The organism is Rhodococcus sp. NPDC080181 (genome assembly GCF_040702225.1).
Taxonomy (GTDB): Bacteria; Actinomycetota; Actinomycetes; order Mycobacteriales; family Mycobacteriaceae; genus Rhodococcoides; species Rhodococcoides fascians.
In genome coordinates this window covers 37,739-56,467 of record NZ_JBFBKN010000015.1, presented here as the reverse complement: position 1 = coordinate 56,467, position 18,729 = coordinate 37,739, and the positions used below count along the sequence as shown (strand labels likewise).

General features: G+C 64.0%; 15 protein-coding genes and 2 pseudogenes. 10 read left to right on the top strand and 7 right to left on the bottom strand.

Going from position 1 to position 18,729, the window contains the following annotated elements; genetic code table 11:
• Positions 1-33 precede the first annotated feature (33 nt).
• Positions 34-396, bottom strand: a complete 363-nt coding sequence (locus AB0O58_RS17735) for a hypothetical protein (protein WP_366238551.1) — start codon at positions 394-396, stop codon at positions 34-36.
• Positions 397-603: 207 nt separating this feature from the next.
• Positions 604-1,962, bottom strand: a complete 1,359-nt coding sequence (locus tag AB0O58_RS17730) for an abortive infection family protein (protein ID WP_366238550.1) — start codon at positions 1,960-1,962, stop codon at positions 604-606.
• Between the two features lie 162 nt (positions 1,963-2,124).
• On the opposite strand from AB0O58_RS17730, the gene AB0O58_RS17725 reads away from it, so the two are divergent.
• Positions 2,125-4,992, top strand: coding sequence for a type ISP restriction/modification enzyme (locus AB0O58_RS17725; protein ID WP_366238576.1), 2,868 nt, complete (start codon positions 2,125-2,127; stop codon positions 4,990-4,992).
• A 44-nt stretch (positions 4,993-5,036) separates the two neighbouring features.
• On the opposite strand, the gene AB0O58_RS17720 is transcribed toward AB0O58_RS17725, so the two are convergent.
• On the bottom strand, positions 5,037-5,588 hold the full coding sequence (locus tag AB0O58_RS17720) for a hypothetical protein (protein ID WP_008720585.1): 552 nt from the start codon (positions 5,586-5,588) through the stop codon (positions 5,037-5,039).
• 353 nt (positions 5,589-5,941) lie between these two features.
• On the opposite strand from AB0O58_RS17720, the gene AB0O58_RS17715 reads away from it, so the two are divergent.
• The 3 genes from AB0O58_RS17715 to AB0O58_RS17705 are packed head-to-tail and all read left to right on the top strand — an operon-like array spanning position 5,942 to position 8,990.
• Positions 5,942-6,604, top strand: a complete 663-nt coding sequence (locus AB0O58_RS17715) for a TraI DNA relaxase (protein ID WP_366238549.1) — start codon at positions 5,942-5,944, stop codon at positions 6,602-6,604.
• On the top strand, positions 6,598-8,442 hold the full coding sequence (locus AB0O58_RS17710) for a hypothetical protein (protein ID WP_366238548.1): 1,845 nt from the start codon (positions 6,598-6,600) through the stop codon (positions 8,440-8,442). The genes AB0O58_RS17715 and AB0O58_RS17710 overlap by 7 nt, the downstream gene beginning before the upstream one ends.
• Positions 8,439-8,990 carry a hypothetical protein gene (locus AB0O58_RS17705; RefSeq protein ID WP_008720579.1) on the top strand — a complete coding sequence of 184 codons (552 nt, stop codon included), beginning with the start codon at positions 8,439-8,441 and terminating at the stop codon, positions 8,988-8,990. Before AB0O58_RS17710 ends, AB0O58_RS17705 begins: the two co-directional genes overlap by 4 nt.
• Before the next feature lie 281 nt (positions 8,991-9,271).
• Here the strand turns inward: AB0O58_RS17705 and AB0O58_RS17700 are convergent, their stop codons facing one another.
• A complete protein-coding gene (locus AB0O58_RS17700) occupies positions 9,272-9,946 on the bottom strand; it encodes a helix-turn-helix domain-containing protein (protein ID WP_008720577.1) in 675 nt (224 codons plus the stop codon).
• Positions 9,947-10,018: 72 nt separating this feature from the next.
• Between AB0O58_RS17700 and AB0O58_RS17695 the strand changes: the two genes are divergently transcribed.
• Both AB0O58_RS17695 and AB0O58_RS17690 read left to right on the top strand, forming a co-directional pair.
• Entirely contained in the window at positions 10,019-10,426 is a 408-nt protein-coding gene (locus AB0O58_RS17695; protein ID WP_008720575.1) for a DUF1761 domain-containing protein, read from the top strand.
• Positions 10,427-10,477: 51 nt separating this feature from the next.
• Positions 10,478-10,982: pseudogene (locus AB0O58_RS17690) on the top strand (leucine zipper domain-containing protein); the annotation flags it as partial.
• A gap of 197 nt (positions 10,983-11,179) precedes the next feature.
• Here AB0O58_RS17690 and AB0O58_RS17685 read toward each other — a convergent pair.
• The 3 genes from AB0O58_RS17685 to AB0O58_RS17675 are packed head-to-tail and all read right to left on the bottom strand — an operon-like array spanning position 11,180 to position 15,107.
• The gene (locus AB0O58_RS17685) at positions 11,180-13,450 is read right to left on the bottom strand and encodes an excinuclease ABC subunit UvrA (RefSeq protein WP_008720573.1); all 2,271 of its coding nucleotides are present in this window, start codon (positions 13,448-13,450) and stop codon (positions 11,180-11,182) included.
• Entirely contained in the window at positions 13,447-14,259 is an 813-nt protein-coding gene (locus AB0O58_RS17680) for an ABC transporter permease (protein ID WP_008720571.1), read from the bottom strand. Before AB0O58_RS17680 ends, AB0O58_RS17685 begins: the two co-directional genes overlap by 4 nt.
• Complete coding sequence (locus AB0O58_RS17675) at positions 14,256-15,107, bottom strand: ATP-binding cassette domain-containing protein (protein ID WP_366238547.1); 852 nt, start codon at positions 15,105-15,107, stop codon at positions 14,256-14,258. Before AB0O58_RS17675 ends, AB0O58_RS17680 begins: the two co-directional genes overlap by 4 nt.
• Between AB0O58_RS17675 and AB0O58_RS17670 the strand changes: the two genes are divergently transcribed.
• The 4 genes and pseudogenes from AB0O58_RS17670 to AB0O58_RS17655 all read left to right on the top strand — a co-directional run bounded on the left by AB0O58_RS17670 (position 15,100) and on the right by AB0O58_RS17655 (position 18,721).
• Positions 15,100-15,870 (top strand): TetR/AcrR family transcriptional regulator, encoded by a 771-nt coding sequence (locus AB0O58_RS17670; protein ID WP_008720567.1) that lies wholly within the window; start codon positions 15,100-15,102, stop codon positions 15,868-15,870. The two genes, AB0O58_RS17675 and AB0O58_RS17670, sit on opposite strands and share 8 nt — an antisense overlap.
• Positions 15,871-15,963: 93 nt before the next feature.
• A pseudogene (istA, locus tag AB0O58_RS17665) lies at positions 15,964-17,561 on the top strand (IS21 family transposase).
• 17 nt (positions 17,562-17,578) lie between these two features.
• Positions 17,579-18,337 carry an IS21-like element helper ATPase IstB gene (istB, locus tag AB0O58_RS17660; RefSeq protein ID WP_366238575.1) on the top strand — a complete coding sequence of 253 codons (759 nt, stop codon included), beginning with the start codon at positions 17,579-17,581 and terminating at the stop codon, positions 18,335-18,337.
• A 177-nt stretch (positions 18,338-18,514) separates the two neighbouring features.
• Positions 18,515-18,721, top strand: a complete 207-nt coding sequence (locus AB0O58_RS17655; RefSeq protein WP_332307791.1) for a GIY-YIG nuclease family protein — start codon at positions 18,515-18,517, stop codon at positions 18,719-18,721.
• Positions 18,722-18,729 lie beyond the last annotated feature (8 nt).

The window sequence follows — 18,729 nt, the reverse complement described above, 5'->3', positions numbered from 1 at the left end:
GCACCCATCGGGAAACGAGTTCGAGCGGCGGGTTCAGAAGAAGGTCAGCTGTGCCTCGTCGACGCGGACACGTCCGGGCTTCGTCCGACGGGGTCGAACCGGGGAAGAGTGCCGACTCTGCATAGCCGGTGCAGCGTTGCCAGCTATGTCGAGTCCGGCAAACGCGCGGCGGGCCAATTCTTCTCGTACACGGGAGCGTTCGGCCACGCGCGTACGTCCGATCGGAGTGTCTCGGATGCTCCACTCCAACTCCCACGCCGCCGACCCCGGCGTCGGTGCTGCCACAGCGCGGTCGGTCACCCGATCGAGTAGTTGATCGATCTTGTCGATCAACACGTGCGCACACTCGTCGAGCACACGCTCAGGCACCGTGGCCGCGGACTCGTTGTCGCTCACACTCGCCACTGTAGAGCCGGGCACTGACGAACAGTCCGCACCTGACACTCGTGGCGACGGACCGACCGACGGAGAAGCGCTTCGCCGCCTCATCGTCGGAATCCCCGACGGGGATCGCGAACGGATACCACCACGGGTCCGGATCGACCGGACGTCGCCACGCTCCTCGGATGTCGTCGTAGGCCGATTCGAGTAGCGCGTTTCGATCTACCGTGTGTCCCATACATCGAACAGGAATTCGCTGATGGCCACAGCTGAGTTCAGGGCGAGCCGGGCGTGTCGTCGATCGGCGGTGCTCGGAGATCCTCGGCCGTGACCGGTTCCGATTTTGTTCCGCAGCTCGCCGAGGCTTTGTACCGAGCTGGCGAGTCCTCGTAAGAGCCCGTTGACGGCCGAGCTCGCGGCGGCGTCACCTTCGACTGATTTGCCGGCGATGTCCAACGCTTTGCTGGTCGCTTTGTAGAGGGTTGGGAGGTCGTCGCTGCGCTTGTAGGTCCCTCCAAGGTCATCGAGGATTTGGATGAACACAGACTCGATCAGCTCTTTGCACGCGCCGATTGCAGCTTCGGGATCCGTTGCGATGCTTGCTTCGATACGTCTCAGATGTCGATCGAGAGTTGTACGGTCGTCGAGTGTTGCTCGGTCGAGGACCAGGCCGGCGGGGCGGTCGCCATGGAAGCTACTGATTCGTCGCCAGTTGTAAAGTGTTCGCCCACTGATGGTTCCGTCTGCGACCAGCTCGTAGTTGTCGGGGGCGAGCAGTTCGTTGAGGCGAATGACCATGGATTCTGCGATATCGGGGTCTCGTACGAGAGGGTGCACGGTGCGGGTGAGAAACCGAAGGAAAGCATCATCTGGACCGGTGCGGATGCTGAACCTGGTGTCCCCGAAGACCCAGCCCTCTCCCCAGTCAGTGTTGTTGATGCAGTGCTGGTGTATGTCGCCGGCGGCGTCCGTGTACCGACGGTCGGTGCTGGGAAGGTCGTGCAGGTCGTATAGGGCGCTCAGGAAAGTGACTTCGTCGAGTTTGCCTACCCAGAAATAGTCGCGATCGAGTGTCAGTGTGTCTATCACTGCCTGGCGAGTGATGTCTGTGATCTCGCGAGCCGTGTGGGGTCGGCGCGCAGGGTCCGCGGGGTTCATCGGACAAGTTTCGCTTAGGTCGTGTGCAGGCCTGCGGCTTGGTACAAAGGTGGCTTCTCGGCCCAGCCGATCATGCCTCCCGGACGCCGGGCCCGCGCGTTCAACGGTTACGGTTTGCCAACAAATGGAGGTAGTCAGATGACGTTTGCGGACCTTATCGCCCAGTTCGGCACCACTGCCAAAGACAAGCTCGACGGGCCGGGAGAGCGTGAAGCGCTGCTTTCCGGCCCTGTCGCCAGGTTGATCGAAGACCTGGGAGCCGAATCTGGCATGAAAACCGTTGCGCACGATGAGGTTCGAGAGCAGGACGGATCGGTTCGCCCCGATTTCGGTGTTCGTGTCAACGACGTCTTGGTGGGGCACATCGAGCTCAAAGCGCCAGGGGTAAGTCTCGACCCAGAGAGTTACGGAAAGACGACCCACAACTACCGGCAGTGGCAGCGCCTGAAAGAACTTCCCAACCTACTTCACACCAACGGCGTGGAGTGGCGTCTGTGGCGATACGGCGAACTGGTGGACGAGCCGGTCAGCCTTCACACACCCAGTCTGACGCGAACACGAGGCAAGCTCACAGCGCCGAGTCGCATGGAGATGCTGCTCAACGGCTTCTTGCGGTGGGAGCCTGCCCCGATCTCATCGGTCTCTAAACTGGTCGACACATTGGCACCGCTGGCTCGGATGCTTCGCGAGGAAGTTCGGTTGGCCCTCAAGGCAGAGCGACGTGCAATCAAAGCTGGCGCAGATCCTGACCTACAACCGTTCCTCGGCATCGCTCGAGACTGGCGCACACTGTTGTTCCCGCACTCCCGAGACGAGGAGTTCGCAGACGGCTTCTCACAGACGGTGGTCTTCGCTCTGGTGCTCGCTGTCAGTGACGGGATCGACATCAGTGCTGGAACGTTGCACGATGTCGCCCGCAAGCTCGAAGGCAACTACAGCCTGATGGGTAAGGCTTTGGACCTGTTGACCGCCCACGTCACCAAGACCCCCACATGGACCGCCATCGAAATAATTGCGCGGACTCTCTCCGCCGCACGGTGGCCCGCGATCGCTGCTGGCGGCGACGACGTCTATCTACACCTCTACGAGCACTTTCTCGGAACGTACGACCCCGAGAAGCGCAAAAAATCCGGTTCGTATTACACCCCGGTCGAAGTGGTGGATGCGATGGTCCGACTCACAGACGACGCTCTGAAAAGTCACCTCGGTAAGCCCGAGGGGTTGCGCAATCCCCACGTCAGCATCATCGACCCCGCGATGGGTACAGGAACATATCCACTGTCTGTGCTCAGGCACGTCGGTGCCGCTGCTGCCCAGCAGTACGGCCCGGGGGCTGCGCCGGAAGCGGTTGCCAGCACCGTTGCACGCTTGTACGGAATCGAACTGCAGTCCGGGCCGTTTTCCGTTGCCGAGTTGCGAGTGTCCGCCGCGCTGCGCGATTCAGGGGCGCAGATGCCTGCCTCGGGACTGAATCTCTACGTCGCTGACACCCTCGAAGACCCCTACAGTGCGAGCAAGACGCAACTTTCTTACACACTCCAGCTGATTGCCAAGCAACGACAGCAAGCGAACGCAGTCAAACGCGAGCGCAATATCCAGGTCTGCATCGGCAATCCGCCCTACAAAGACCATGCCGGCGGCATGGGCGGATGGATCGAGGCCGGCAGCGATCCAGCGACGAACCTGCCCCCGCTGAATGCGTTCAAACTGGAGGGAAACGGGCGGCACGAGCGGCACCTGAGCAACCTCTATGCCTACTTCTGGCGATGGGCCACATGGAAGGTCTTCGAATCGACGAATCATCCTGATGTTCGCGACGGCGGCAGCGGCGTAGTCTGCTTCATCACTGCTACCGGGTACCTTTCAGGTCCTGGGTTTCGCGGAATGCGACAGTACTTGCGGTCGACTTGTTCACATGGGTGGATCATCAACGTCACGCCGGAGGGCAAGCAGCCCCCGAGTAAGAACGCCGTGTTCAACATCGAAACCCCTGTGGCCATTGCGATGTTCCTGCGTCGCCCGGACACCGACGCAGACGTACCCGCTGATATCCGATACATCGACGTCAACGGAACTCGAGGCGAAAAGTTCGAGCGCCTCGCGCACCTCCAGCTTTCCGATCCGGGTTGGCAACAAGCTCGCACTGGCTGGACCGACTCGTTCGTCCCGGCAGGCTCCGACACCTGGGACCAATACCCTGCTGTCGATGATCTGATGCCATGGCGGGCCAACGGCGTCCTCGCAGGACGGGGCTGGGTGTACGGACCCAGTAAAGACATTCTTGAAGAACGCCTTCGAGATCTAGTCAACGAATCCGATCCGTCCGTGAAGTCGACCAAATTCGGCGAGGGCCGCGACGCGTCACTGACCAAAACGAAAACACCACTGTTCGGTGACGATGTCGAGACCGACACCCTGACACCTTTCAACTCCACAGTCATCATCACGGACCCCAAAATCGTGCGTGTCGGCTATCGGTCCTTCGATCGACAATGGCTGATCGCGGATAAACGGCTGATCATTCAGCCCTCACCGGACTTATGGCACGCACGCATACCGGGCCAGGTTTTTACGATCGAGCTCCATTCAGAGTTTCCGAAGTCAGGGCCAGGGCTTGTTTTCACGTCGCTCATTCCTGACGTCCACCATTTCCGCGGCAGTGGTGGAGGCCGGGCGCTTCCTATGCTGCATCCTGACGGAACGCCTAACCTGGCCGCAGGTTTGGTCGAGGCATTGCGAGCCCAATTCGATCTGGGCGTCGCCCCCGCCGATGTTGTGTACTACCTCGCTGCAGTCTGCTCGCACCCCGGGTTCGTCGAGCGTTTTTCCGCCGATCTCAAGACCCCGGGCGTGCGAGTCCCCATTACAACGAACCCAGAACTATGGACCCGAGCCGTTCAACTCGGAAGGCACATCGTCTGGCTTCACACGTACGGGGATCAGGGCGAACACCCCTCAGGAAAGATCTCGGTTCAGGAGGGAGTCCAGCCAGGAGCCGCACACCCGGTCTACGCGACATCTGTCGGCAACTCGATGCCGTCGTCCGTTGATTACGACCCCGAGTCAGAAATCCTACGACTAGGCGAAGGCCGATGGACTGGAGTGACCCAGGAGGTCCGCGACTACACCGTCGGCGGCGCGAACATCATCGATTCGTGGACCGGTTACCGGCTCGCAAGGCCCAAGGGAAAAAGAAGATCGCCCCTCGATAGCGTCAATGTCACAACGTGGCCCGCCGAATGGTCGATCGAGTTCTCCGACCTATTGAGTGTCTTGACACAACTGATCGACCTCGAACCGGCCCAGCAGTCTCTGCTCGAGGACATTCTCGACGGCGAGGTACTTACGGCCGACGAGTTGGCAACGATGGGGGTGCGATGGCCTGCGCAAACAGGAGACAAGGATCGCCAGCCCCGCAAGGCTGCTCGTGGTGGTCTACTCGATGAGTCGTAAGTCCGCGAGGACCAACGACCGTGCTACGAGCCGCTCGTGGGAACTCATCGCCTGAACCCCCGGCGAGAATCGCGGGGTTGTTCGCCAAGGCGGGGTGCGAACCACGTATCGCAAGGGAAAATCTGTAGCCACTGCACGGCAGTGGCGGGGTGATAGAACGCTTCGGCGTCACGATCGTCCATCAGGCCGTCCGAGACGGCATCCCAGTCGCCGTCGTGAGGATGAGCGTCGAGGGCGGCGACGTCTTCGCCGTATTCGGCGTCGGACAGAGCGGCCGAGGCCTGCAAGATAACGATCATGAGCGCCAGTTGCTCGGCCATCGTGCGGGGACGGGGAAGGCGGCCGGCGTCGAGGTCTTCGGCCAGGTCGTCGAACGATCGGGCCATCTGGCGTCGCCACAGGGTTGATTCGTTGTAGGTGCACTCCGGCAGTCGGTCGAACAGATCCCACCAGTCGGTCGGGTCGACAGGATCGTCTCCGCGTTCTTCGATGTCGTCGTACGCGCCGTCGGCGCATACCCCCGCGTGAATCCGCATCAGCCTCCGCTGCCGATCGGTGAGAAAGAACCGCGGGACGAACTCGATGACATCACCCATAACTGTCATGCTGCCGGTCCGTCGCCGAGTCACGCACGACTTCGATGCCTTTTCGCTGCAGAGACCCAGGTTGAGCGGGTACACGGGGTGATCACAGGACGTGACTAAGCGTCTGGCCGAGAGGATGCGAGAGCATCCGGCGATGAGTTATGCTTGTTCAGGTTCGACCGTCGATGAGGGTCACGGTCGAGCGTCCATCCAGCAACAGCGCTTCACCACACCGCTTTTCGTGTGCGTGCATAGTCGTTGTGGGCTGGCCGACGCTCCCAGTGAAGGCCCTCCATGTCGATTCCTCACTCGCTCTCCCCCAGCACTGACCACATCTCGTTCACCATCGACGGTGGTGAACGTCGATGACAACTCGCTCTGTCTCGACGGCCGAGCTGCAGCGTCGTTCACAGATCGCTGCAGCCGCCTATGAACGCGGTCGCCGCGCTGCGCTGGCTGCCGCACGCCGCCGCAGTCTGCCCGACCGGGCGCACACCCGGCGCGAAGAAATTCGCGCACGCTCGCACTCCTACGAGCCGCGTAGTGACAGTCGCGCATTCGGTCTGATCGATTCCGACCTCTCGCTGGCGCGGGCTGCGGCATTTCTCGCCGCGACCGGTGTCGCACACGAGCTGATCGCAGCGCAGACCTTCACCGACCCGGTGCAGCAGGAGTGGGCGAACGCCACGTTCGACCGTACTGCTGTGCACGAGGATGCATGGCGGGAACGGTTGATCGACAACGGCATCGACGAGGTTGTGCTGCGTCCAGGGCTGTCTCTGGATGCTCTGGAGCTACCGGCCGAGCTCGACGGTCTCGACTTCGACGACATAGCCGAACGCACCCTCGATGTGTCCTCCACCGCTGCGGACGTCGAACCGATCCGTCTGGCCGATCTGATGCTCGAGACACCACGCCAGAACCGCCCGTCGGAGTCGGTCGTCGACATCACCGACCGAGTCGCGAACGTCATCGAGATCGACCGCGGCGTCGACACGGCCACCGGGGCTGGTGTGGACGCATGGTGACCAAGAAGCCGACCTCCAAAGGAGCCGGGACATCGTCGTCGACGTTCCCGCTGATCGCCGTCTCGGTGGTAATCGTGTTGATAGCGCTCGGCTACGGCTCACTGTGGCTCGGGCACGTATTCGTCGACACCGGTGAAGATATCCCCGTCAACCCGTTCGGGGCCCTGTTCTCGGTCGCCGCCGGAAAGCTGACGTGGCCGAACATGTCGACATGGATCTTCGTGATCGCGGTGATCATCGTCTCCGGTCTCACCGGCGTCGCCGCCGCAGCCCGCGCAACGGGAAGCGGCAAGAACGACGTCGACGCCAAGGCCCGCCTGATGGGACCGACATCGAAGCTGACCGGGGTGACCGGCAAGCAGGCACGCGAACGCGCGAAGTCGCTGCGATCCGATCTTGCCGAGTTGGACACCCTCGACGACTCCGACATCGGAGTCGTCGTCGGACGCACCGTCCAGGGCAATCAGAAGGTGTTCATGTCGTGGGAGGACATGCTCTTCGCCCTCGCCGGACCTCGTATGGGCAAGACTGCGGCGTTGGCGATCGACGCACTGTGCACCGCGCCCGGCGCGGCGCTGTTCACCTCCAACAAGCGCGACGGACACGACTTCACTCGCGGTGTCCGCGAGGAGGTCGGCACGGTGTGGCGCTACGACCTACAGGGAATCGCCGAAGGTCCGCTCACCACGAGCGACGGGTTCTGGTGGAATCCGCTGCGCGGAATCGACACCATCGTCGCCGCCCGCAAGCTCGCCTCGTACTTCGCTGCCGCATCGCGCGATGATTCGGCCAAAATCGAGGCGTACTTCGACGGCGGCGCACAGGAACTACTTGCGCAGATGATGTTCGCGTCCGCGTCCGCGTCCGCGTCCGCGTCCGCGTCCGCGTCCGCGTCCGCGTGCGGCGGCGGAGATCTCCTGCACGTCTACGGCTGGCTGTCCGACGAGGCAAAATCGGTTCTGGATGCTGATGTCGACGAAGCCATCCGCCTGATCGATGAACACGTCGACACCGTAGCCAAGGACGCTACAACCGCACGTCAGCAGTCAGACGCCATCAAATCAACGCTGACCGGTATTGCCTCGGCGACGGTGGTTGCGATGAGCGGACCGGTACTGGCGGCAGCGATAGAGCAGGTACTCACCGCTACCAGCAACGAACCAGGCGTCACCGTACTGGGTGGTGTGCGTTTCGAAGCGCAAACCGGCACTGTGGCCGTGACAGCAACCGATCGCTATCGACTGTCCACTCGAACCCTGACAACCACGAACCCGACCGCCATAGCGTGGGCTGCAACGGTGAACGGCGATGATCTGCGCAGTTGCCTGGCTGATCTACGACGGACTGCGCAGGCACGGATCGAAGCCACCGCCTACGGCCTGTGGATGCGGCTGCCAAACTGCGATGACCGGTATTGCCGACTACTGACCGAGCCGTTCCCTGACTACCGGTTGATGCTCGATGACATGCCAGCGATAACTACCCGTGTCCAAGTGTCGACAGCAATGCTCCGACAGGCTCTTGAGGACAGTTCAGCCGCCCTGATCGGGCTTCGCGTCACTGAAATTGGCGTCGACATCGGAAATAGTGAGTCGGACAACCGTATTGAAATACCCGCCAGCGTAAGCGGAAGTCCGATCGAAGTCTGGTTCGAGTTCACCACGCTCTATCCCGCAATCAGCAGCGCAATCGGAGCGGACCTGCTGATCGACTTCCGAGGCCACACACAGCCGGCCACCATTCGCTCCGCCGACCACGGCGACCTCACGACAGTCGCTATGCCCACCATGCCCCCACCTCCAGACGAATCCACGCCACCGAAGGAGCACCACTTATGACAGACGCAAACACGGACCCGACGATGGACCTCATTGCTCAGGCCGTCACCGACGGACGCAGCGGAAACGCAGACACAGCACGCACCCAACTCCAAGACCTGTGGAAGCTCATCGGAGTCAGCGGAGATCCGTTCCACCGCTGCACTCTTGCGCACTACATGGCCGATCTCCATACCGATCCTGCACAAGCCCTCGCGTGGGACGTGCGCGCACTCGACGCCGCCGACGCCGTCAGCGAACAACGCGTCCAACAACATCACACCAACCTGCACATCGAGGGCTTCTATCCCTCACTCCATCTCAACCTCGCCGACAACTATCGTCGCCTCGGCTCGTTCGACACCGCCCGTGAACACCTCACCGCAGCCCGCGAACGCCTATCGGCTCTACCTGACGATTCCTACGGTGAACTCATCCGTACCGCGCTCGACGGTGTGGCTACGGCCGTCGAAAATCAGGACACTACGGTCCGCGCTTCGGCCCCGGCGCGACCGACGGAACACATGACCGCACTCACCAACGATGACGTTGGGCAAGGACGGTTATAGCCATCGACCGCGGTAGTACTCGCTGGCCGAATTAGGTCTGAGTCCGAACAACGCGCTACGAACACTGGCAATTGGGGCGAAGAGCATGCTGAGCACATCTTTAGTCTGAGCGCCGGGGCGCAGGGCTGCGCACCGACACATCATCGCCGCCATATGCAGCAACCACACCGCCACCACATTCACTGGGGATGCAGTCACTCTCCAGCCACAGTGACGGGCAGGTGGGATCCGAAGGTCTCTAGCTGTTGCTGGCCATGACGGTATTGACGGCGTCGCTCCGACTACGGACCCTTCGGATCCAGGGCCTTGGAGGCGGCGTCGCCTACGAACGCTCGCCGAAGGGTGCCGGTGTCTCCGCGGAGTTCACCTGCATCGAGCGCTTGGTCGACGGTGAGGGTACCGGCGACGAGGCCGACGACGGTATCGGCCTCGGCCGCCAGAACGGTCTCCGGTCGATGGTCGTCACCGATGCGCGCGCTCGTTCCATCCTCGTCGATACGGAGAACGATGAGCAGGCCCTCCACCTCGAAGCCAACCTCTACAGGCGGTGCTGCCGTTCTCCCATTGAGGATGGCAGGCAGGGCAAGAGTCAGCCATCGTGGCCGGAACTCGTCATCGCCCCGCCCGGTAGCTAGCAGAGGGACGCCCCACCGCCCCAGAGCCTCCATCGGCTCCTTGAGCTCCGCGCCCCATCGCGTCAGTCCATAGAGGACGCCTGCGTCTCCCAGTGCTCGCTCCACGACGCCGGTCTCCTCCATCGTCCGCAGCCGTTCGGCCAGGAGGTTGCTCGCCACGCCCGGCAGGGAGGCTTTCAAGTCGCTGTATCGCAGGGGGCCTGGCAGCAGCTCGCGCACGATCAGGAGGTTCCAACGGTCTCCGACGATGTCGAGCGCGCGTGCCAGCCCGCAGAACTGGCCGTAAGATCGACGTGACGCCCGATTGACATTTTCAACCATGATTGATTATATCAAGTGAACATCATCGTCGCTAGGGGCTGGCCGTGCCCTGGCCATCGGGGAGGTACAGGCATGGAGATCAGCTGGATTGGTGTGCTCCTCGCGTTCGTCGCGGGGATGGTTGTCGCGATGGCCTGGTACTTAAAGGGTGCCATCGCGGACGCCTGGGAGGGGCTCACAGGCATCACGCCGGAGAAGAACAAACCTGTCCGAACGCGGAACCTGATCCTGCTCGCAGTGTCTAACGCCGCGACCACGGTCGGTCTCGCGTTCGCCGTCGGGCTCACATCGGCTGCGACCGGTAACGACTCCGTGTGGATGGCCGTGGTGGTTGGGGTCGTCGCCTGGCTGACACTGTCCGCATCGACCCTTCTTCAGCACAACTCGTTCGAGCAGAAGCCACTGAAGCTGACGACCATCAACACCGGCTATCAGCTGGCACTGTTCCTGGCGATCACGCTGGTGCTGGGACTGTTCTAGGCGTATCGATCCATGACGGGATTGTCACGTCCTAGCGCTGGGCCGCAGAGCATGACTTCGAGCCCAAGTTCGTCGATCGGCGACAAACCACGCAGGCGCAGCCACAAGAATGCGCCGCTCGCTCCCGAAGGCCGCAATCGACTGATTGAACGCTGCCGTACCCACCAAATCGCACACGCCGTGGCAGAGATGGGCATCTCCCGCGCAACTGCATCGAAGTGGGTGAACCGGTACCGTCAGTTCGGCGAGCTCGGCCTGCTTGTCCGCTCGTCTGCGTCAGCCCAGCAGCCGAGAGCGACAGCTGGCGAGACAGTAGCTCGGATCGAGGAGGCTACGGCGCGGGCATAAGTGGTCGGCGTCCCGCATCGCCCTCGAACTGCATGCAGACGGTGTTGCGGTCAGTCGGCGCACAATCACCCGGCACCTGGCCCAGCTCGGCCTGAACCGCCGCCGATTCATCGACCCGAACGGTGAGACGGAGACGAACCGGGAAATCCAGACGATCACCGCGAAGCATCCCGGGTACATGGTGCACCTGGACGTGAAGAAAGTCGGACTGGCTACGGGGGTCTCATCCGACACCGCTTGTCGCCCAGAGCCAGCACCACCCGGCTATGGCTTGGGAGGGTGTCGGCCAGAGTTGACACCGCTTGATCTCGAGCTGTGGACCGGCTCCAGATCGTCTGTCTTGGACGTCGGTGAATCGGTGGTGAGGACAGGCCGGAGCCAGGCAGTGCGGCTGGCCTTACCGTGTCAGTTTTTCGCGCGAGCTCGTAGGTGTTCGGCCGTGTAGGTCCCGCCGTCCGTGATCATCTGGTCTGGTGTGCCCTCGAAGACGACTTGTCCGCCCTCGTGTCCGGCTTCGGGGCCGATGTCGATGATCCAGTCGGCGGCGGCGATGATGTCGAGGTTGTGCTCAATCACGATGAGCGTCGATCCGGCGTCGATGAGCCGGTCAAGCAGCCCGAGGAGCCGAGAGATATCGGCGATGTGCAGTCCTGTGGTCGGCTCGTCCAGGATGATCGTGCGGCCCGAGGTTCCGAGTTCGGTAGCGAGTTTGAGTCGCTGACGTTCGCCGCCGGAGAGGCTGGTGAGGGTCTGTCCGAGGGTGAGGTAGTCGAGCCCGACGTCATGAAGCCGGGACAGGATGCGCCCGATCGCGGGCTGGGTGAAGTAGCCGAGTGCGTCGGTAACGCTCATCTCGAACACGTCGGCGATGCTCTTGCCATCGACCTGATGCTCTTGGGCCTCGGGGGTGAACCGTCGTCCTTCGCAAACTTCGCATCGGGTGATCACGCCTTCCATGAAGGCGAGGTCGGTGTAGATGATGCCGTTGCCCTCACAGGCCGGGCATCCTCCGGTGGAGTTGGGGGTGAACAGCCCGACAGGTGCTCCGGTGGTCTTGGCAAACACATCACGGATCAGGTTGAGCAGGCCGGTGAAGGTGGCCGGATTGGAGCGACGCGATCCACGGATGGGGCGTTGGTCGATGACGATCGCGTCGGGTTCGACGGCGGGGAGGTTGCCGAGAATCAGGCTGGACTTGCCCGATCCGGCGACTCCGGTCACGGCTGTCATCACGCCGCGCGGGACGCGGGTGGAGACGTCCTGGAGGTTGTTGGTGGTGGCATCGTCGATGCTGATCCAGCCGTCGGGTTCACGCCGCGTCCGGGTCGCGCGCCGGTGCTCGCGGAGTCCGTGCCCGGTAGGGGTGTCGGCCTGGGTGAGGCCGTCGTAGTCGCCTTGGTAGACGATCTGGCCGCCGGAGGTTCCGGCTCCGGGGCCGAGGTCGATGATGTGATCGGCGATTGACATGATGTCCGGATCGTGTTCGACCACGAGCACGGTATTGCCGCGGTCACGCAGAGCCTCGAGCATCTGTCCGAGGGTGGCGACGTCGCGGGGGTGCAGGCCCACGGTGGGTTCGTCGAACACGTAGAGCATGTCGGCCAGGGCGCTGCCGAGATGGCGGACCATCTTGATCCGTTGGGCCTCACCTCCCGAGAGGGTGGACGTGGCCCGGTCGAGGCTGAGGTAGCCGAGCCCGAGGGTAATCATCCGTTTCAGGTGGACGGAGAGGTTCGCGACGAGCGGTGCCACGCCGATACCGTCAATCTTGGCGACGCGCTCGGCGAGGTCACTGATCTGCATAGCGTTGAGGTCGGCGATCGACTTGCCGTCGATCAGGCTGGCGCGGGCAGGCGCGGCGAGTCGGGAGCCGTGGCATTCGGGGCAGGGGCCACGCGACACGATCCGCTCGAAGGCCTCTCGCTGCTTGCCTTTGAACGAGTCGGGTTCGCGCTGGAGGTAGATCCGGTTGAACCGGGTGACGAGGCCTTCGTAGGCGGTGCCGACCGCATCCATCCCGGCGGGCGGGGTGTGCTTGGCGGCGGGTGCGTTCAGGAGCAGCTCGCGTTGTTCGGGGGTGTAGTCGCGGATCGCCAAGTCGGGGTCGAAGAACCCGGACTTGGCGTAGGCCTTCCACAGCCAGGTGCCCGGGTTGAACTTGGGGAAAGTAATCGCGCCCTCGTTGAGGGAGCGGTCGTCGTCGACGAGTTCGGATTCCACGACCGAGGCCGCGACGCCGAGCCCCTGACAGTTCGGGCACATGCCGGCGGGGTCGTTGAAGCTGTAGGCGTTGGAATAGCCGGCGGCCGGCTCACCGATGCGGGAGAACAGCAGCCGTAGACGTGCGCCGATGTCGCTGATGGTCCCGACCGTGGAGCGAGGTCCGCCGGAGAGGCGCTGCTGATCCACCACAATAACGGCCGAGAGGTTCTCCAGCAGGTCGACGTCGGGGTGGGCGTAGCTGGGGAGCCTGCCTTGGGCGAAAGCCGAGAATGTCTCGTTGAGCTGGCGCGCTGATTCGGCCGCGATCGTGTCGAACACCAGCGAGGACTTGCCTGATCCGGATACGCCGGTGACGACCACGAGCTGATGCTTGGGGACGTCGACGTCGATGTCTTGGAGTGAGTTCTGACGGGCTCCGCGTACGCGGATCACGTCGTGGGTCGTGGTCGTCATGACAGTCTCCGGTAGGCACGAATGGCGAGGGGGATGAACGCCGCGGTCAGCGCGAGCGGCCAGCCGATGGCGAAGAGCACGGAGTGGTCGGCGACGAAGGTAACCCCGGTGAGGTCGGTGCCCGAGAACAGTTCACGCGCCGCGGATGCGGTCGCCGACAGGGGGTTCCATTCGGCGACGACTCCGAGCCAGGCCGGCATCGTGCGCGGATCGACGAACACAGTCGAGAGGAACGCCACCGGCCAGATCGCAAGCTGGGCGGTCGTGGCCGCCTCTGGCGTGCCGGCCTTCAACCCGATCCAGACGCCGACCCACAGCAGTCCGAACCTCAGCCACAGCAGCAGGACGTAGGCGAGCACAACATCGGCGACGCCCCCTTCGGGACGCCAGCCGAGCAGCAGTCCTGCGGCGGTGACGACCGCGAGTTCCACGGCGGCAGTGAGCATGTCAGCGAAGACCCGTCCCAGCAGCACCGAACCGCGGGAGATGGGCAGGGTGCGAAACCGGTCGGTGACGGTCTTGGCGGCGTCTCCGGTGACAGCGGTGATCGTCGTCTCGATTCCCGATAGCACGGTGAAGGCGAGAATGCCCGGCACGACGAAGACGATGTAGTCGCCTGTGGTGCCGGCGATCGCCCCGCCGAGCAGGCCGCCCATGAGCAGCATGACCAAGACGGGGAACAGCAGTTGGATGCTGAACGTGACCGGCCGCGCCCGCCAGTGCCGCATCGCGCGGCCGGTCAGGATGACGGCCTCGCGCAGAATGCTGCCCGTGGCCGGACCGTGGTGCTCGATCGTCGTGGCGCTCATGCTGCGTCGCCCCCTTGATGCAGATGCAGGTAGACGTCTTCGAGGGAGGGGTCGCGCAGTTCCATCCGCGGCTCTCCCACGAGCGCCTTTAAGTCCGATGGGGTGCCGGTGGCGACCACGGAACCCTCGCGCAGGATCACGACGTCATCGGCCAATTCGTCGGCCTCCTCCAGGTACTGCGTGGTCAACAGGACGGTAGTACCCTCGTCCACCAACGAGCGCACCGTGTTCCAGATCGTGCGACGGGCGATCGGATCGAGGCCCGTAGTCGGCTCATCGATGAGGAGCACGGCGGGACGGGTGATCATCGAGGTCACGAGGTCCAGGCGACGTCGCATGCCACCGGAGAACCCGGATACCTTCTGCCCGCCGTGCTCGCTCAGGCCCGCCTGCTCCAGGAGCGTGGCTGCCCGCGACCGGGCCGCGGTACGTGAGAGCCCGATCAGCCGGGCAAACAGTTCCAGGTTTTCCCTGGCTGAGAGCACCTCGTCGAGGGCGGCATACTGCCCCACGACGCCGATCGATGCCCGTACCCGTGCAGGATCGCGGTCCACGTCCCAGCCATTGACGCTCACAGTGCCGGAGTCCTTTCCCGTCAGCGTCGTCAGAATCCGCACCAGGGTCGTTTTGCCAGCACCGTTGGCTCCCAGCAGTGCGCACACCCGGCCGGAGTCGACGCGCAGATCGACCCGGGTCAACGCGGGTTTGTCCCGCTTCGGGAAGGTCTTGCGCACCGCCTCGACCCGGATCGAGCCAGGTGGGCTCATCTCGACATCCATGCTGCTCCTCTCGTCGCGTTCTACGGTGTAGTATACAACGTAGAGTTCGAGGAGGACAGAGATGGCCAAGCGCACAGGCGTGGACGAGTTCAAGCTGATCGGACTGCTCTGGCGTGACTCGCCGGTGAGCCCACGCAGCGGGATCAGCACCCAAAGCGTCACCACACTGGCAGTCGACCTCGCCGACAGAGAAGGCCTGGACGCCGTGACAATCCGGCGACTGGCCGAGGAGGCAGGGGTCACCGCGATGGCGCTGTATCCACACATCGGTGGCCGTGCCGAACTCGTCGAGCTCATGCTCGATCAAGTCGCCGGCGTGACCTACGAGGCCGTCACGATCCCCGAGGGCGCGGACTGGCGGGAACGCGTCACCGCGCTCGCCGAAGCGAACTGGGCGAGTTGCCAAGCCCATCCCTGGATCACCGACCTCGCTACCGGACGCCCAGTCCCGGGACCAGGGGCCTCAACGAAGTACGAGACCGAGTTGCGCGCCCTGGACGGAATCGGGCTCACCGACATCGAGATGGAGCACACCCTCACCGCCCTGCTCTCGTTGGTGCAGGGAACCGCCCGCGCCACACGCGCCGCCCAAGACTCCAGGCTGCCGGGCGAAGACCACGACACCGACTGGTGGTCGAACATCGAACCGGCCCTGACCAACGCGATCGGCGACCAGACCCGGTTCCCGACCGCCTCGCGCGTCTCCCGCACCCTCGGAGAACAGACCGGCAAAGCCAACGACCCCGAAGGTGCCTACCGGCGTGGTGTCGGCCTGATTCTCGACGGCATCGCAAAATGCCTCGGCACACCAACCTCCGGCAATGGCCGATGACCTCCGGCCCGACCCAAGACGGGCGTGTCCGTGCCGGCGGGTAGGTCCAGGGTCGACCTGTACTCCGCAATCCGGCGCGATGTCCGCGCCGGGATGTCCAACCGCGCCCTGCAGCGCAAGCACGGCGTGGGGTACCGGACAGTGGCTGCCGCGCAGGCCTCGGCGTGGCCGGAGCCACGCAAGCCACAGCCGAAGCGTGGATCGAGGATCGATCCACACCGCGGGGTGATCGATTCCTGGCTGCGAGACGATCTGGATGCTCCGCGCAAGCAGCGTCACACCGCCAAGCGAATCTTCGATCGGCTTCTGGACGAGCACGACGCCCACGAGGTCTCATACGGGATGGTGCGGGACTACGTCGCGACCCGACGCCGGGAGATCCGGATCGAGGCCGGTCGAGAGCCCGCAGCCACGTTCATCCCACAAGAACATCTCCCGGGCAGGGAGGCAGAGGTCGACTTCGGTGATGTGGCCATCCAGCTGCGGGGCGAGCTTGTCACTTGCGCGCTGTTCAGCCTCCGACTCTCCTACTCCGGCAAGGCCGTGCACCGCATCAGTGCCTCTGCGGGACAGGAAGCCTTCTTCGAAGGCCACGCCCACGCCTTCCGCGTCCTCGGCGGGGTGCCGGTCGGGAAGATCCGTTACGACAACCTCAAGGCCGCGGTCGCGAGCGTGATTGGGTTCAGCCGTCAGCGGGTCGAGGCCGACCGCTGGACGGCGTTCCGATCGCACTACGGCATCGAGGCGTTCTACTGCCAACCCGGCATCCAGGGGCCCACGAGAAGGGCGGCGTCGAGGGCCAGATCGGTTGGTTCCGCCGCAACCACCTCGTCCCCATCCCCGAGGTCGACTCCCTCTCCGAGCTCAACAGCTTGGTCGACGAGTGGGACCTGGCAGACGAGACTCGTCGGATCGGGTCCCGGGCCCGCACGGTCGGGGAGCACTTCGTCACCGAGCAGCCACTGCTCGCGCCACTACCTGTCGAGGTGTTCGAGACCGGCCGGTGGTTTACCCCGCGCGTGGATCGGTACGCCCAGGTCACGGTCAGGATGAACAAGTACTCCGTCCCCGCGCGTCTGGTCGGCCGCCAAGCCCGGGTGCTTCTCAATGCCAGCGACCTGATCATCTACGACGGCAAGGCCGAGATCGCCCGCCACGAGCGACTGATGACCAAGGGCGCGACTCGGGTCGACCTGGACCACTACCTCGAGGTCCTCCTCCGCAAACCCGGCGCGCTCCCCGGAGCAACAGCGTTGGAGCAGGCACGGGCATCGGGACGGTTCACCCAGGTGCACGACGCCTGGTGGGCAGCGGCATGCAAGGCCCACGGGGACGCCGATGGCACCCGGGCCCTGATCGAGGTGCTGATGCTGCATCGCCACCTTCCCCACGAGCAGGTCGTCGCCGGGCTCGCAACCGCGCTACGTGCCGGTGCGCTGACCGCGGACGCGGTCGCGTTGGAGGCACGCAAGCACGAGGACACGGCAGATGACGCGGCCCTGGACCACCCAACCGCCCATGTCGGCTCAGAGGCGTACGGCGAAGGCGAGGCCCCTGCCGTGCGATCGCTGACCGAGCGCCGGCTGCGCGCACACCTCCCAGCCGACACTCGCCCACTGCCGAGCGTGGACAAGTACGACCAGCTGCTGCCCAACCGTCGCGAGAACCCGAACGAAGGAGCTGCACCGTGACCACCAAGCGCCGTGGAATGACCGAGGAAGCCGCTGACGCCGCGATCGACCAGGCCTGCCGGATGCTGAGGATGCCCACCATCCGCGGCTCCTTCACCGAGTTCGCCGACCGGGCCGGGCGTGAGCAGATGTCCTACCGCGGGTTCCTCGCCGAATTGCTCCTCGCCGAGTGCGACGACCGCGCCCGCCGCCGGTCCGAGCGGCGGATCAGGGCGGCCAAGTTCCCACGGGAGAAGTCCCTGCCGGCATTCGACTTCGACGCCAACCCGAACATCGACCCCGCCGTGGTGCACACCCTTGCCAAGGGCGAATGGGTCCACAAGGGCCAGCCGCTGTGTCTGATCGGGGACTCCGGCACCGGGAAGTCGCACCTGCTGATCGCCCTTGGCACCGAGGCCGCCATGGCCGGCTACCGCGTCAAATACACCCTGGCGACCCAGCTCGCCAACGAGCTCGTCGAAGCAGCCGACCAGATGACCCTCGCCAAGACCATCGCCCGTTACGGCCGAGTCGACCTGCTGTGCATCGACGAGCTCGGCTACATGCAGCTCGACCGCCGCGGTGCGGAACTCCTCTTCCAGGTCCTCACCGAGCGTGAGGAGAAGGCCTCGGTCGCGATCGCGTCCAACGAGTCCTTCGGCGGCTGGACCAAGACATTCACCGACCCCCGGTTGTGCGCGGCCATCGTCGACCGGCTTACCTTCGGTGGCACCATCCTGGAGACCGGCACCGACTCTTATCGTCTGGCCCAGGCCACCAAGAAGCAGACGAGCTGACCGGAGGTCGTACGCCCGAGCAGTGGTGTCGACGCAGACCTACATCCCCGGCGTGGATCCGGCCCGAGTGGTGTCAGAACTCACCGACAAGCGGTGTCGGACGAAACCGGCGAAGCCATCGGACGCATCTCCGACGGCGGCGGCTAGCGGGCGCACGGCAAAGCCAGCCCCGATGAGATTCACCTGACCGAATGGATGCACACACACTTACAACTGAGCTGGTGCCAACACTCATCACCGGACGCGGTCGAAGCCACTGTCATCGCGCAGTGGACGCCGCCGCTCAATATCGCCCACACCACCGGACCCGCCCGTGCCGCAATCGACACCGCGCGGGCTTTCTACAACGCCAGCACGACACCTGCAGACCAACAACCCAATTGACCGTTTTG